At 66.0% G+C, this 13,024-nt stretch carries 16 protein-coding genes; 12 read left to right on the top strand and 4 right to left on the bottom strand.

The features are described from left to right. Window positions 1-2: 2 nt before the first annotated feature. Complete coding sequence (locus G5C50_RS01365) at window positions 3-494, top strand: 6-pyruvoyl trahydropterin synthase family protein (RefSeq protein WP_165063880.1); 492 nt, start codon at window positions 3-5, stop codon at window positions 492-494. Here G5C50_RS01365 and G5C50_RS01360 read toward each other — a convergent pair whose 3' ends face one another. Then, complete coding sequence (locus tag G5C50_RS01360) at window positions 495-1,244, bottom strand: HisA/HisF-related TIM barrel protein (protein WP_165063878.1); 750 nt, start codon at window positions 1,242-1,244, stop codon at window positions 495-497. It lies immediately after the preceding gene. On the opposite strand from G5C50_RS01360, the gene G5C50_RS01355 reads away from it, so the two are divergent. The 4 genes from G5C50_RS01355 (at window position 1,243) to G5C50_RS01340 (ending at window position 4,374) form a co-directional block, all read left to right on the top strand. Beyond that, window positions 1,243-2,298, top strand: coding sequence for an ATP-grasp domain-containing protein (locus tag G5C50_RS01355; RefSeq protein WP_165063877.1), 1,056 nt, complete (start codon window positions 1,243-1,245; stop codon window positions 2,296-2,298). The two genes, G5C50_RS01360 and G5C50_RS01355, sit on opposite strands and share 2 nt — an antisense overlap. 12 nt (window positions 2,299-2,310) lie before the next feature. Further along, window positions 2,311-3,360, top strand: a complete 1,050-nt coding sequence (locus tag G5C50_RS01350) for a hydantoinase/oxoprolinase family protein (RefSeq protein ID WP_165063875.1) — start codon at window positions 2,311-2,313, stop codon at window positions 3,358-3,360. Further along, window positions 3,344-3,964 (top strand): amino acid kinase family protein, encoded by a 621-nt coding sequence (locus G5C50_RS01345; protein WP_165063873.1) that lies wholly within the window; start codon window positions 3,344-3,346, stop codon window positions 3,962-3,964. The genes G5C50_RS01350 and G5C50_RS01345 overlap by 17 nt, the downstream gene beginning before the upstream one ends. Window positions 3,965-4,065: 101 nt before the next feature. Beyond that, window positions 4,066-4,374 carry a hypothetical protein gene (locus G5C50_RS01340; protein ID WP_165063871.1) on the top strand — a complete coding sequence of 103 codons (309 nt, stop codon included), beginning with the start codon at window positions 4,066-4,068 and terminating at the stop codon, window positions 4,372-4,374. Between the two features lie 4 nt (window positions 4,375-4,378). On the opposite strand, the gene G5C50_RS01335 is transcribed toward G5C50_RS01340, so the two are convergent. The 3 genes from G5C50_RS01335 to G5C50_RS01325 are packed head-to-tail and all read right to left on the bottom strand — an operon-like array spanning window position 4,379 to window position 7,140. After that, window positions 4,379-5,497 carry a D-TA family PLP-dependent enzyme gene (locus G5C50_RS01335; RefSeq protein ID WP_165063869.1) on the bottom strand — a complete coding sequence of 373 codons (1,119 nt, stop codon included), beginning with the start codon at window positions 5,495-5,497 and terminating at the stop codon, window positions 4,379-4,381. Then, a complete protein-coding gene (locus G5C50_RS01330; RefSeq protein ID WP_165063868.1) occupies window positions 5,494-6,792 on the bottom strand; it encodes an amidohydrolase in 1,299 nt (432 codons plus the stop codon). Before G5C50_RS01330 ends, G5C50_RS01335 begins: the two co-directional genes overlap by 4 nt. 24 nt (window positions 6,793-6,816) lie before the next feature. Continuing rightward, a complete protein-coding gene (locus tag G5C50_RS01325) occupies window positions 6,817-7,140 on the bottom strand; it encodes a tetratricopeptide repeat protein (RefSeq protein WP_165063866.1) in 324 nt (107 codons plus the stop codon). A 199-nt stretch (window positions 7,141-7,339) separates the two neighbouring features. Here G5C50_RS01325 and G5C50_RS01320 point away from each other — a divergent pair, with 199 nt between their 5' ends. The 7 genes from G5C50_RS01320 to G5C50_RS01290 all read left to right on the top strand — a co-directional run bounded on the left by G5C50_RS01320 (window position 7,340) and on the right by G5C50_RS01290 (window position 13,019). Then, window positions 7,340-8,125, top strand: coding sequence for an alpha/beta fold hydrolase (locus G5C50_RS01320; RefSeq protein ID WP_165063864.1), 786 nt, complete (start codon window positions 7,340-7,342; stop codon window positions 8,123-8,125). Next, the gene (locus tag G5C50_RS01315) at window positions 8,118-9,326 is read left to right on the top strand and encodes a ribonuclease D (protein ID WP_165063862.1); all 1,209 of its coding nucleotides are present in this window, start codon (window positions 8,118-8,120) and stop codon (window positions 9,324-9,326) included. The genes G5C50_RS01320 and G5C50_RS01315 overlap by 8 nt, the downstream gene beginning before the upstream one ends. 2 nt (window positions 9,327-9,328) lie before the next feature. Continuing rightward, window positions 9,329-10,165 carry a sugar phosphate isomerase/epimerase family protein gene (locus tag G5C50_RS01310; protein ID WP_165063860.1) on the top strand — a complete coding sequence of 279 codons (837 nt, stop codon included), beginning with the start codon at window positions 9,329-9,331 and terminating at the stop codon, window positions 10,163-10,165. Window positions 10,166-10,340: 175 nt separating this feature from the next. Then, a complete protein-coding gene (locus G5C50_RS01305; protein ID WP_165063858.1) occupies window positions 10,341-11,111 on the top strand; it encodes a CvpA family protein in 771 nt (256 codons plus the stop codon). Window positions 11,112-11,187: 76 nt separating this feature from the next. Then, window positions 11,188-11,676 carry a Cys-tRNA(Pro) deacylase gene (ybaK, locus tag G5C50_RS01300; protein ID WP_165063856.1) on the top strand — a complete coding sequence of 163 codons (489 nt, stop codon included), beginning with the start codon at window positions 11,188-11,190 and terminating at the stop codon, window positions 11,674-11,676. An 88-nt stretch (window positions 11,677-11,764) separates the two neighbouring features. Beyond that, window positions 11,765-12,538, top strand: a complete 774-nt coding sequence (locus G5C50_RS01295; protein WP_165063854.1) for a class I SAM-dependent methyltransferase — start codon at window positions 11,765-11,767, stop codon at window positions 12,536-12,538. A 19-nt stretch (window positions 12,539-12,557) separates the two neighbouring features. After that, window positions 12,558-13,019: a hypothetical protein gene (locus G5C50_RS01290; protein WP_165063852.1), complete on the top strand. Its 462-nt coding sequence runs from the start codon at window positions 12,558-12,560 to the stop codon at window positions 13,017-13,019. Window positions 13,020-13,024 lie beyond the last annotated feature (5 nt).

Below are 13,024 nucleotides of genomic sequence, written 5' to 3'. Positions count from 1 at the left end.
CCGTGCCGTCATCGCGTTTCAAGGTCCGGGTCACCAAGGATTACCTCGTCTTCTCGTCGGGCCATTTCATCACTTTCGACGGCGACACGTGCGAGCGGATCCACGGCCACAACTATCGGGTGGCCGTCGAGGTCGACGGCCCTCTGGACGTCAACGCCTACGTGGTCGACTTCATCGCCCTGCGAGACATGACCCGGGCGATCGTCGACGAACTCGACCACCGTATGCTCCTTCCCGCCGACAGCCCCCTCATTCGAGTCGCCGTCGAGGGCTCCAATACCGTCGCTCGCTACCGCGACCGCTTCTGGAGCTTCCCAACCGAGGAGTGCGTCGTTCTTCCCCTCGTCAACACCACTTCCGAACTGCTCGCGGACTACATAGCGAGGCGACTTCTGAAGGAAATGAAGGCCCGTGGATGGGCTGACCCCGAGGCGGTTCGGGTCGAGGTCGAAGAGTGCTTCGGCCAGTCGGCCGAGGTTGAGTTGGTCCCCTAGTCAGGCCCTGAGCAGCCGGACCTCCTGGCGGCCGATCCGGCCGTCGTGTAGGGCTGAGCCCACCAGGACCGCCGCCGCACCGATTTCTCGGGACTGCAGGACATCCGCCATCGACGCGACGCCGCCTCCAACGGCGACCTCGATGTCGGGATGGGCCGCGTGGATCTCGGCGAACAAGGTGTTCGTCCCGGTCCCCGAACCTCGTCCGACTCGCGCGAGATCCAGCAGGATGAGACGGCGGCCGCCGATCGCGATGATCCTGGACGCAATCGCTGCGGCGTCGTCGCACTCCCACGCCTCCGGGTTCGCCAGGATCGGCCGACCCTGGCGCAGGTCCAGGCTCACGATCAGGCGATCGGGTCCGGTCTGATCGAGGATCTGAGTGAGCGCACGAGGAGACGCCAGTGATTCCATTCCGGCGATGAGGTGGAGTCGCTCGCTTGTGGGGAGACCTCGCAGGTCGTTCGCGTCCCGAAGTCCGGGGTCAATCCAGACATCCAGGTCGAAGCTGAGAAGGTCATCGTAGAGCGAGCCGTTGCGTTCGCGACGTGTGATCGAGTCGAGATCGGCGACATAGACCGTGGAGACGTTCAGTTCGTCGCGGAACGCCTGGGCCAGATTCCGAGGATCACAGCCGGCGTGTAAGATGCTGCGGACAGGCCGATAGCGCGAGCGTTCGCCGCCGACGGCGAGAACGGCACGACCGTTCAAGACGTCGAGCACGGGCACGAGTTGGAAATCCGAAGCCATGATGGAACCCGTCCCCCTCACGATCCTGATCTACGAGCACATCACGGGCGGCGGCATGATCGGCGAGGAATTGCCGGAGTCGTTGGCTGCTGAGGGAGCCGCGATGCGTCGGGCGCTCGCGGCCGAGTTCGCCGCCGCCAGCCCTGGACATCGCGTTATCGTCACCCGAGATCCACGTGTTTCAGCCGACGACGGCCCCTGGGATTCCGTAGCCATCGGGTCAATCGACGACCTGTTCCCACTGGCCAGACAGGCCGATTATACAGTCCCGATCGCACCCGAAACGGACGGAGTCCTGGAGGCGCTGACGAGGCGGCTTGAGAAATCGGGCTGCTCGCATCTAGGCTCCGACGCCGGCGCTGTGGCGCTCGCTGCCGACAAGGACTCAATGACCCGAAGGTTCCGCAGGGTGGGCCTGGAGACGCCAAGGACGAAGGTCCTCGAACCGGGGGCCGCCCCTCCAGAGGAGTGGCCGTTTCCTGCCGTCGTGAAGCCCATCGACGGCGCTGGGTCGATCGACACGTTTCTCGTCGAGAGTAGAGACGAGGTCAACCGACTCCCGGGGCGGGAAGGACGCCGCCTCATACAGGAATACATCCCCGGGCGGCCGATGAGCGCGCTTTTCCTGGTTCATCCGCTCGCCGGGCCTTTCCTGCTCACGGTGGGCGACCAGCGGATCGAGCAGACTCAGAATCGGTTCCACTACCTGGGCGGTCGCCTCCCCGCCGAGGAATACGTCGATGCCGACCTGCTCATGCGGGCCGTGAAGGCGGTCCGTGATTTGAGCGGGCTTGTGGGGGTGGATTTCATCTTCGACTTTGAGCGACGCCGAACGGTTTTCCTCGAGCTCAATCCCCGACCCACCACATCGATCGTGGGGTTCCTCCACGCCGCTCCGCCTGGCAAGCTGGCCGAGGCCTGGGACTTCCCTTGCTTCCAGGACGACTACGAATGGCATCTGAGCATCGAGAAGGCCTGTCCGGACTTTCGGACCACTGGGCCCATCGATTTCTCCGCGGACGGACGAATCTCCCGACATCACGACTGGAAGTAAGGAGGCCGGAGGTTGTCTGATGGAATCGGCTGTTCCTGGTTGGCGATCGATATCGGCGGCGCGAATCTCAAGGCGGCGCATTCCGGAGGAGAGGTGCGGTCGTCGCCGTTTCCGGTCTGGAAGGAGCCCGAGAATCTCAGCTCGGCGATCGCCGCTCTGATCTCGAAACTTCCGGAGTTTGATCGTGTGGCGGCAACGATGACCGCTGAGCTTTGCGATTGCTTCGAGACCAAGCGCGACGGCGTTCTCCACATCGTCCAGGCTCTCCTCAAGGCCTTGCCGGGTCATCCCGTCCTGTTCTGGGGGACGGACGGTCGACTCCATGACGAAGCATCGATCCGTTCGACTCCGCTCGTCGCCGCCGCCTCGAACTGGCTGGCTCTGGCGAGCATCGCGGCTCAGGTTGCCGGCGAAGAGCCCGCGATCTTGATCGATATCGGCTCGACGACCGCCGACTTGATTCCGCTTGCGGCCGGGAGAGTCGCCGCGCGGGGGAGGACCGACGCCCAGCGTCTCGCGAACGGCGAGTTGGTTTACGCCGGAGTCGGACGCACGCCTGTCTGCGCCCTGGCCGTCGAACTGCCGTTTCAGGGGGTGACGACCGGGCTGGCGGCCGAATTCTTCGCGACCACGCGCGACGTGTACACGGTCCTCGGCGACCTTCCATCAGATCCGTCGGACTCATCGACGGCCGACGGTCGCCCAGCCACCCGAGAGCGTGCCCTGGAACGACTGGCTAGGATGGTCTGCGCCGATCGCGATTCCTGCTCGACGGACGACGTGGAGGCCCTGGCGCAGGCGGCCGACGACGCGCTGCGAGACCGACTGGCGGCTGCCGCGAGACGAGCCTGCGCGTCGACGATTGGAGAACCCAGGACCGCTGTGATTTCCGGGTCGGGAGAATTCCTGGCGCGACGCGTGGCCGAGGCGTTGGTCGGCCCGCACGGGACGATCCGAAGTATCGGCGACTTGTGGGGGCGGGACGGGTCGGACGCTGCATGCGCGCGGGCTCTCATCGACCTGGCGCGGGACGGGGGGCGCAGTCATGGCAACGCCCGCTGAAGATCGGCCGATCACCGTCGTCAAGGTCGGCGGCAGCCTCTTCGACTGGCCGGCGTTGTCGGAGCGACTGCAGGCGTTTCTCAGGTCCGACGACGTCCGGCCGGACCGAGTCGTTCTGATCGCTGGCGGGGGGCCGTTCGCCGATGCGGTGAGGGCGCTCGATGTGGTCCACGGCCTGGGCGAGCGATCGTGCCATCGCCTGGCCTTGCGGGCGATGGACGTCTCTGCTGCGTCGTTGTCGTACCTGATCGCTGACGCGGTCGTCGTCGACAACCTCCCCCAGATCGCCGACGCCTGGCGGACCGCTCGACAGCCGATCCTCGCACCGAGACGCTATCTGGAGGAGATCGACGAGAGCGGCGACGATCCATTGCCGCTCTCGTGGCAGACGACGTCTGATTCGATCGCCGCGCGGATCGCGGAACGACTTGGCGCCCGCCGTCTCATCCTGCTCAAGAGTTCGGCGGTCGTTGCAGGCGATCGAGTCGAAGCCGCCCGGCTTGGTTTGGTCGACTCGGTCTTTCCTCATGCGGCCCGGAGGATCACCGAAGTCGAATACGTCGCCTTTCGGCAACCGCATCGGGTGTCTGCCTTGCTCGCTTGACGACCCCTCAGGGGCGTTGGACAATCCAGGTCGGTCCATCCGATTCCAGGGCGGACCAACACCCCCGATGTTCACGAATTGTACGATTGGAAGTAGCGACGATGGCTCAATCGCGACTGGTCGCCCTCGATCATCCCACGCTGGCTCCCTATCCTCTCTCGGATCGGCTCCGCGCACAGCTCGTCTACTTCCAGGCCGGTCCCGACGCGCCGGAAATGCCGGAGCTCAACGAGGGGGAATTCTGGTTCGACCGTAAGGAAGTCACGCGCTGGCTGATGGACGGCGTCTTCTATCTGATCTCTCCGTTGGACACCGAGAAGGCCGCCGAGGTCGAGCTGACCGACGAGCAAGACGCTATGCTGTCGTGGCTCGCGAACAACCACGTGCGGCACGTTCGCGTCGAGGATTGACGAATCAGAATCGCAGTCGACGGTCTCGCGCGGTGGTCTCCCATTCGTCGACGACTCGACCGTCGACCACGACGTGGGCGCTGCGATGTAGGGCCGACGTCGGGCAGACGTGCGCAGGGATCGCGAGCAGCGGCGTTCCGATCGGAAAACGATCGGCGTTCGGGGTCTCCAGAACGAGATGCTCCTCGCTGTGGCCGACGGGCCGCGCGTCGGGCAGGGCGGGGAAGAAGGCCCGTAAGCCCGCAGGGTCCGCGGCGACCGCCTTGTGGCCGAGGTCCAGGCAGAGGCGCCCCGCGCGGGGGCTGCTGACCACGCGCGTCAGCAGCAGGGCGGCCGGGGTGAACGGCAGGTCCGGGTAACGCGACTTGTAGTTGTAGTCGTGGTAGACCACAGTCCCCGGCGAGCACTCCACTCCGGGCGCTTCAAAGCCGGCGTGCATCGGGAACGCCGGCGTCCCGCCAATCACGAGTCGGGGGACGGGAAGTCCTCGGCTGCTCAGCCGGTCACGGAACTGGGCGACGATCTCGTGCACTTCCTCGGCTCGGCGCGCCCGCACCGCCGGATCGCTCTCCGAGACGTGACCGTCATAGGCGTGGATGCCGTCAGCCGCCAGGTGTGGCTTACGCTCGATCTCCTGATAGACCGCCTCGGCGCCGATTCCGGACTCGATCCCAGTGCGCCCCATGCCTACGTCGAGGTCGATCAGGGTTGGGATCGGGCGATCGAGGGTCGCCGCCGCGTCGGAAAGCGCCCGCACGTGCTCGGGCGCATCGACCACCGCGCGGAAGGTGGTGGTAGGAAATGCGGCTGCGAGACGGACGAAGCGACCGACGTTCGGGCCGACGAGCGGGTAGGCGAGAAGAACGTCCGGAGCGCCGGCCTCGGCGAGCATCTCGGCCTCGGCGATCGTCGCGCACTTGTGTTTCGTGATCCCGCGCTCAAGGGCCATCTGGATCACACGGGCCGACTTGTGGGTCTTGGCGTGCGGTCGCAGCCGATCGACGCCGCCGGCGATCCTGATCATGGCGTCGAGGTTGCCCGCGACGAGGTCGCGAAAGACCAGGAACGAGGGACTGGGGATCGACTCGGGATCTCTCAGGAGATACGGAGGCGCGTCGATCATGGCTTCCCCCCGGGCGGCAGCAGACCGACCACGGCCGACGTCATGGCACGAACACCCACGGCGACGCTGGACTCGGCCTCGGGGTAGTATCGGTTCGAGTGCAGGCCGGGCAGGGGGGAGCCGCCAGCCCTCGCGGCTTCGATCCGCTCCCGCGGAACCGTGCCGATCCAGAACATCATGATCGGCACGCCGTCCTGGGCGAAGAGGGCGAAGTCCTCAGCGCCCATGACAGGGTCGGCGACGATGACGTGCTCGTCGCCGAGGGCGTTTTTCAGGAGCGGAGAGACCCGTTCCACCAGTCCGGGGTCGTTCATGGTCGCCGGAGTGAATTCGATGACCGATACGGACGGCTCAGGCGCTCGATGCGCCGCGGCCAGAGCCTTCGCGCGTCGTTCGACGCCTTCGATGAGGTGCAGCCGAACCGGCTCCTTGTAGGCTCGCAGCGTCAACTCCAGCTTGACCTCGTCCGGGATGATGTTGTGCTTCGTCCCGCCGTGGATCGACCCCACGGTGACGACGGCTGGATCGAGGGGCGAGACTTCGCGGCTGACGATCGTCTGGAAATCGATCACAGCCAGCGCGGCCAGGGCGATGGGGTCGATCGACTTGTCGGGCGCGGAGCCGTGGCCTCCCCGGCCCCGGATGACGACGTCGAGCGACGTCGAGTTGGCCAGCATCGGGCCCGGTCGGAAATAGACGTCGCCCACCGCCCCGTCCGCCTTGCAGTGCAGGGCGAGGGCGAAGTCGGGTTTGGGAAAACGAGTGTATAGACCGTCGGCGAACATGGCTTTCGCCCCCTGGATTCGCTCCTCGGCCGGTTGGGCGACCAGGACGACGGTCCCTTTCCAACGATCTTTGTGCTCGGCCAGCCAGGTCGCCGTGGCGACGAAGCTGGTCATGTGAACGTCGTGGCCGCAGGCGTGCATCACCCCCACCTCGCGGCCGGAAGGATCGATCCCCTTCGCCTTGCTCGCGTACGGCAGGCCCGTCTCCTCGACGACCGGCAGCGCGTCCATATCGGTCCGAATCAGGACGACCGGCCCGGAGCCGTTCTCCAAAACCCCCACCACTCCGAACTTGCCGACCCCCGTCGTCACTTTCGCGCCGAGCTTCTGCAACTCCTCGGCGATCCGGGCGGAGGTCCGAGCCTCCTGCATGGAGAGTTCTGGATGCAAATGCAGGTCGGTATACAGCGCGAGCAATTCGTCGCGGTGGGCGTCAAGCCGTGGCGGCTCGGCTGAGCGGGCGGCGAGCGGCTGAGCGATCAGGAAAACGGCGAGCAAGGCGCGGCGCATGGGGCGTCTCCGGGGCGGGCGATTTCAGTCCTCGAACCCGTGCTGCTTTTGCCAGGCCATCGCCTTGGCGTGTTCAGCCTCGGGGATCTTTCCGCAGCGAACGTAGATCACTGAGAGCGCCGTATAGCTGAACGGGTCGTCGGGTTCCAGTTCGACGACCTTCTGGGCGTGGCTGATGGCCTTGTCGGCTTCGGCGAGGTCGACGTACAGCTTGGCGAGCATTCCGTGGCCGATGGCGAAGGCCGGATCGGCCGCCACGGCCTCTTCCAGCTTGGCTACGGCGCCCACCTTGTCGCCGGCGTCGCGAAGGTCGGCGGCCTGGTCGTAGAGTTCGTTCGGGGTCGGCATGGGACGATCCTGCAGTGGAGGGATCGGCGGCCAGAACGAGCTTCGGCCGCCGCGGCGTTTCATTCTAGCGGATCCGTCGACCGTCGCCAGCGTCACGGAGGGCGTCGGCAGGCCGCTCGCGTTGCGCGGACTGGTCGATTAGAATGGCGTGCACGCTGGGGGTTCGGGACGTCGCGCTGACCTTCGCGAAGGGGCGGCCATGCTGCTGGCTTACACCGATCAGGGGACCGGTCCGGTCGTCGTGTTGCTGCACGGTTTCCCGCTCAGCAGGGCGATGTGGGACGCTCAGGTGCACGCGCTGTCCGCGAGTCATCGGGTCGTCGCGCCGGATCTTCGAGGCCACGGCGAGTCTCCAGCGCCGGACGGGACCTACACGATGGATCAGATGGCCGACGACGTCGCCGAGTTGCTCGACGGTCTGGGGATCGTCGAACCGGTCGTCCTCGGCGGGCTTTCGATGGGTGGTTATGTGGCACTGGCCTTCGCGCTCAAGCATCCCAACCGGCTTCGCGGCCTGATTCTGGCTGACACCCGCGCCGCGGCCGACGCGCCGGAGGCTGCTCGTCTTCGTGAGGAAACGGCGCAGAGCGTTTCCAGGGAAGGCCGTACGGCGACGGTCGTCGAGACGATGATCCCACGCCTCTTCGCCCGTACAACCTTGCAGAATCGGCCTGGGCTCGTCTCGGCGATGCAAGAAGTGATGGAACGGACCTCGGCCTCGGGAGTCATCGGAGCATTGCTCGGCATGGCCCGCCGTCCCGACCGTCGAGACCGACTGGGGGAGATTATCGCACCGACGTTGGTCGTCGTGGGCCAGGAGGACGTCGTTTCGCCTCCCGAGGAAGCCCGCGCAATTGCGGAGGCCCTCCCGAACAGCCAACTGGCGATCATCCCCCACGCCGGCCACCTCGCCCCCTATGAGGATCCCGAAGCGTTCAACGCCGTCGTCCTCGCTTTCTTGAAAGACGTCCATCCCCATGCCTGACCCCCGCCAAGAGAGCCTCGTCGCGACGGCGGCCGGGCTGCTCGAACTGATTGAGCACGTCCGTGGCGAAGGCCGATTCGGCTTCGACACCGAGTTCGTGTCGGAAGACACCTTCGAGCCGGTTCTCTGCCTGATCCAGGTGGCGACGTCGCAGCGGCTCGCCGTCGTCGATCCCCTGGCCGTGGGCGATCTTACGCCCTTCTGGGAAGTCGTCCTCGACCCGGCGATCGAGGTCGTGATGCACGCCGCCGGCGAGGACATGCGGATCTGCCTGATGCGGACCGGCGAACTCCCCGAGCGGGTTTTCGACGTCCAGCTCGCCGCCGGCCTGGTCGGCTACAGCTACCCTCTTTCACACACGAACCTGGTCGGCCAGTTGCTTCGCGTAACCATCTCCGGGAGCGAGACCCGCACCGACTGGAGGCGCCGCCCTCTCAGCCAGGCCCAGGTGCGATACGCGCTGGACGACGTCCGTTACCTGCTCGAGCTTCGAGACCGTTTAGGGGCCGAGCTTGAGCGACTGGGCCGGTCCTCGTGGGCGGAGGACGAGTTCCAGGACTATCTGGACGCGATCGAGCAGCGTGCGGATGAGGACCGTTGGCGTCGACTTCCCGGGCTGCAGCATCTCAACCGTCGAGCCCTCGAAGCCGCACGTCAGCTCTCGCACTGGCGCGAGAACGAAGCCCGACGGCAAAATCGCCCGATGCGCCAGGTGATGCGCGACGACCTTGTCGTGGCCATCGCCAAGCGGATGCCTGGGAACCGTCGCGACCTTGAAGCCCTTCGCGATTTCAACCGGCCTGGGCTCATCAATCGAGCCGACGATATCCTGGCTGCCATCGCGGCCGCCCGCGCCGTACCGGACGAACAGCTGCCCGAGCCGGCTCCCCGCCACGACGACGCGCCGGGGGCTTCGACGGTCGCCAACCTATTGGCAGCGGCGCTGGCCCAATGCTGCCTGGAGAATCGGGTAGCCGGATCGCTCGTCGCCACCAACTCCGACCTCAAACGACTCATCCGCTGGCGGCTCGACGGCTGCCCGGAAGGGGGCCGTCCTGAACTGGCCCGCGGCTGGCGCGGGGAGTTGTGCGGCCGCCTGTTGCTGGACGTCCTGGACGGCCGAACGGCCCTCCGGGTCGTCGATCCCGAAAGCGAGTTCCCCGTGGCCCTGGAACCGATCCAGGCCGAGGAGAAGCCTTGACGATGGCCCGTATTCTGAGCTGCTTTACCAACTGCTACGGCCCCGACGGCGTCCGCACCGCGGCGCGAATGATTCGCGAGGCGGGGATCAACCACCTGGAACTGGCCCTGCGCGGGCACAACCTCGGCGGGCTGGTGATCCCCGAATCGGCCGTGGTTACCGAGAAGGCCGACGACGCCACCGCCCAGGCGTTCGTCGACCTGCTGGCCGAGCATCAGGTGAAGATCAGCGGCTGCAACGTCGGCGGGGCGGACATCCGCACCGAGGAAGGCGTGGCGATCACCGAACGCCGGATCCGATTCGCCGCCCGCTGGTTCAACGTCCCGATCTGCGTCACGGGCGCCGGCCAACCCGCGGACGCCGAGCAACGGCAAACCGTCGTGAAGGCCCTCCGTCACCTGGGGGACGCCGCGTCTGAGGTCGGGATCACCCTGGCCCTGGAAACCCATAAGGGGCCGACCGAGAACGCCGCGGCGATGCTCGCGCTGATGGAGGAAGTCCGGCACCCCCATGTCCTGCTCAACTTCGACACCGGGAACATCGCCTACTATAACGCGGGCGTCGACCCCTGCGATGAGCTGGAGAAGGTCAAGGAACTGGTCCGGAACGTCCATGTGAAGGACAACCGAGGCGGTTTCGAAGACTGGTACTTCCCGGCGGTCGGCGACGGCGGCGCGGTCGATTTCTCGCGCGTCGGCTCGATTCTGGACGGCGTCGGCTACAAGGGCGCCTATACGATCGAGATCGAGGGGATCGGCGGCGAGCCGGAGCCTGGCCTGGAGGAACGTCAGCGTCGGATCTCCCGCAGCGTCGCCTACTTGAAGGGGCTCGGCTACTAACAATGGCCTGAGTCGAAGAGCCGCCGTCCCTTTTCCCGATTTCCTCAAGTTCCGCCTCGCCCCGACCGATGAGAGCCGACACGGCTCGCGATGTTCACCGGGGATGCAAGATTGGGCCGCCGCCGGCGAATACCTTCTCGGACGGTTTTCGCCGCGCTTGGTTCAGGAGGTGGTTATGGGGGTGGACCTGGCCTTGGGGGCGGTGGTCCTGATCGCCGCGATCCGCGGTTGGCTGCGTGGTTTCGTCAGCCAGGCCGTTCGGATCGCGGGTTTTATAGCCTGCTTCTACCTGGCCGACCCTGTGCGCGACCAGGCCCGCCCATACGTGCTGTCTCGACTGCCGAAGGTCGATCCCGCCCTGATGGATAGAATCCTCTGGTGGGGATCGGCAGCCGCGTCGTACATCGTGCTGGTGGGCGTAACAACCCTGCTCATCAAGCTGGCTCGACGTCCGGACGCCTCGGGAAAGACGGAGGCCCGTCGCGACAACCAATTCGCCGGCTTCTTGCTGGGAAGTGCCAAGGGTGTGCTGGCGGCGGCCTTCCTGGCGGCCGGGGTTCAAAAGTACGCCGCGGACCTTGACACGCGATTCGAGTGGGTCGGCAAGATGACCACCGACTCAAAAGCGCTCGAGTGGAACCGCAAGTACGAACCAGCGCCCAAGATCTGGGAGTCGCCGGCCGTTCGACGGTTTGTCGAGCACATCCGCCATAATGGTCTTGGCGAGGCTCCCGCCGAGGTCGCCCCCACCGAGATCAACGACGGCGAGGTCGCCGAGGCCCGCGCCGCGCAGTTTCCCAGGCCGACGCCTCGGCTCGAACTCCCCGAGGTCGATTCAGCCGAGGTGAAGCCGTTCACTTCCCTCGATTTCGACCCCGAAGTTCTGGCCGACCTGGAACGCTTCAAGGCCGAACGCGAAGCCCGGCGGTCGCGCCGAGGTCCTTGAGTGGTCGCCGAGCGTCCCCTCCGTTAAGCTCTCGGAACTGGATTCCAGAGAGTATTGGGACGCGGAGGAGATCGGGGTGGCGATCGCGAAGACTAACGCCGTGCGCCTGTTGGACCGGCTGGGAATTCCCTACGAGCTACGGGACTACGAGGTCGACCCCGACGATCTCGTGGCTGAGTCGGTCGCCCGAAAGGTCGGCCTGCCTCCGGAGCAGGTCTTCAAGACGCTGGTCGTCCGGGGCGACAAGCACGGCGTCTGCCTGGCGGTCGTCCCGGCGGACTGCGAGTTGGACCTGAAGGCGATCGCCAAGGCGACAGGCGACAAGAAGGTCGATACGGTGCCGCTCAAGGAGGTTGAGCCGCTCACCGGCTACATCCGGGGCGGCGTCACGGCGATGGCCTGCAAGAAGGCGTATCCCGTCTACCTTGAGGAAACGGCCGAGTTGTTCGATGTGATCTCCGTCTCGGCGGGCATTCGGGGCGTTCAGGTGTTTCTCGCTCCGGCAGGCTACATCCGGGCCGTCGATGCTCGGGTCGCGTCGATCGCGAAGGCGCGGTCGGAGTGAGGCGAACCTGACGTGCTCGGCTTCGGTCTTCCTGGTTCCTCCACCGGGGAATTGAATCCCCGGACTCTCCCACCGCCAAGGACCGACGATGGATCACGACCGCCAGAATCAGTTGATCGTGGAGCAGTTCACCGCCCAGGCCGAGCCGTTCGCGGCCTACGCGCCCCACTCCGACGAGGACGCCATGCGACTCGTCCGCGAGGCCGCCGGGATTGGCCCGGAGGACGTGGTCCTCGATGTCGCCTGCGGCCCCGGGCTCGTCGCCTGCGATTTCGCCAGGTACGCGAAGCGCGTCACGGGCGTCGACATCACCCCCGGCATGATCGACCAGGCCCGCAAGCTCCAGGCTTCGAGGGGGCTGGCGAACGTCGACTGGAGGGTCTCGGACGTCTCCAGGCTCCCTTTCGAGGACGCCGCGTTCACGGTCGTCTTCTCGCGATACGCCTTCCACCACCTGTTGGAGCCCTCGGACGTACTGCGAGAGATGGCTCGGGTCTGTCGCCCTGGCGGTCGAGTCGTCGTCGTCGACGTCTATTCGCAGGACCCCAAGCAGGGGGCCGCCTACGACGCCGTCGAGAAGCTGCGCGACCCTTCGCACACGAAGGCGCTGAGCCTCGACGACTTCGCCGCCCTTTACGAATCGGCTGGATTAGCGATGGAGGCCCCGAAGTTCTACGGCCTCGACGTCAAGCTCGACGACCTGCTGCAAGCCTCCGACCCCGAGCCGGGCGCTGACGACGAGGTCCGCCGCATCTTCCGCGCGGACCTGGGCGTCGACCGCCTCGGCGTGAACGCCCGTGTAATCGATGGGGAGATCTGGTTCACGTTCCCGATCGTGGTGATGGTGGGGCGCAGGCCGTGAGAGTGAGTTGGAGGTGGTGATGGCTTTGAACCAGGATTTGGACTCCCATGCACTCTGCCTCCTGGATGACAACGACCTATGGAAGATCGGAATCGAGGCCCTTCTGGAGGGCCTCGATTCGCCGATGCTGAGACGGCTTGCCGGTTCGGACGGGTGCGAGGCCGAGACCCAACGCAAGCTGTTTCTTGCCGCCGTGAAGGAGCTCGGGATCGTCATTCCAACGCCGGAGGAAGCCGGGCGTCGAACGGCCCGTCGGATCGCTCGAGCCGTCGTGGTCGGCGAGATCGAACCGTATGAAGGGGCAAGCCGGATCACCCGCGATGTCTACTGGTGGGTTCTCAGCCTCGACGAACTCCGAGGCTTCGCCGGACTGGCTTATGAATACGAGGACGATCGGAGACATCAAAAGGAGTATGCGGACGACATTCTGGCGGAATGTCGGGAATACCTCGAACTGACCGATGAAATGCGATCAACCTGATGATG

Origin of the sequence: Paludisphaera rhizosphaerae, assembly GCF_011065895.1 — a bacterium.
GTDB classification, from domain to species: Bacteria; Planctomycetota; Planctomycetia; order Isosphaerales; family Isosphaeraceae; genus Paludisphaera; species Paludisphaera rhizosphaerae.
This window is presented reverse-complemented; position numbering and strand designations above follow the sequence as displayed.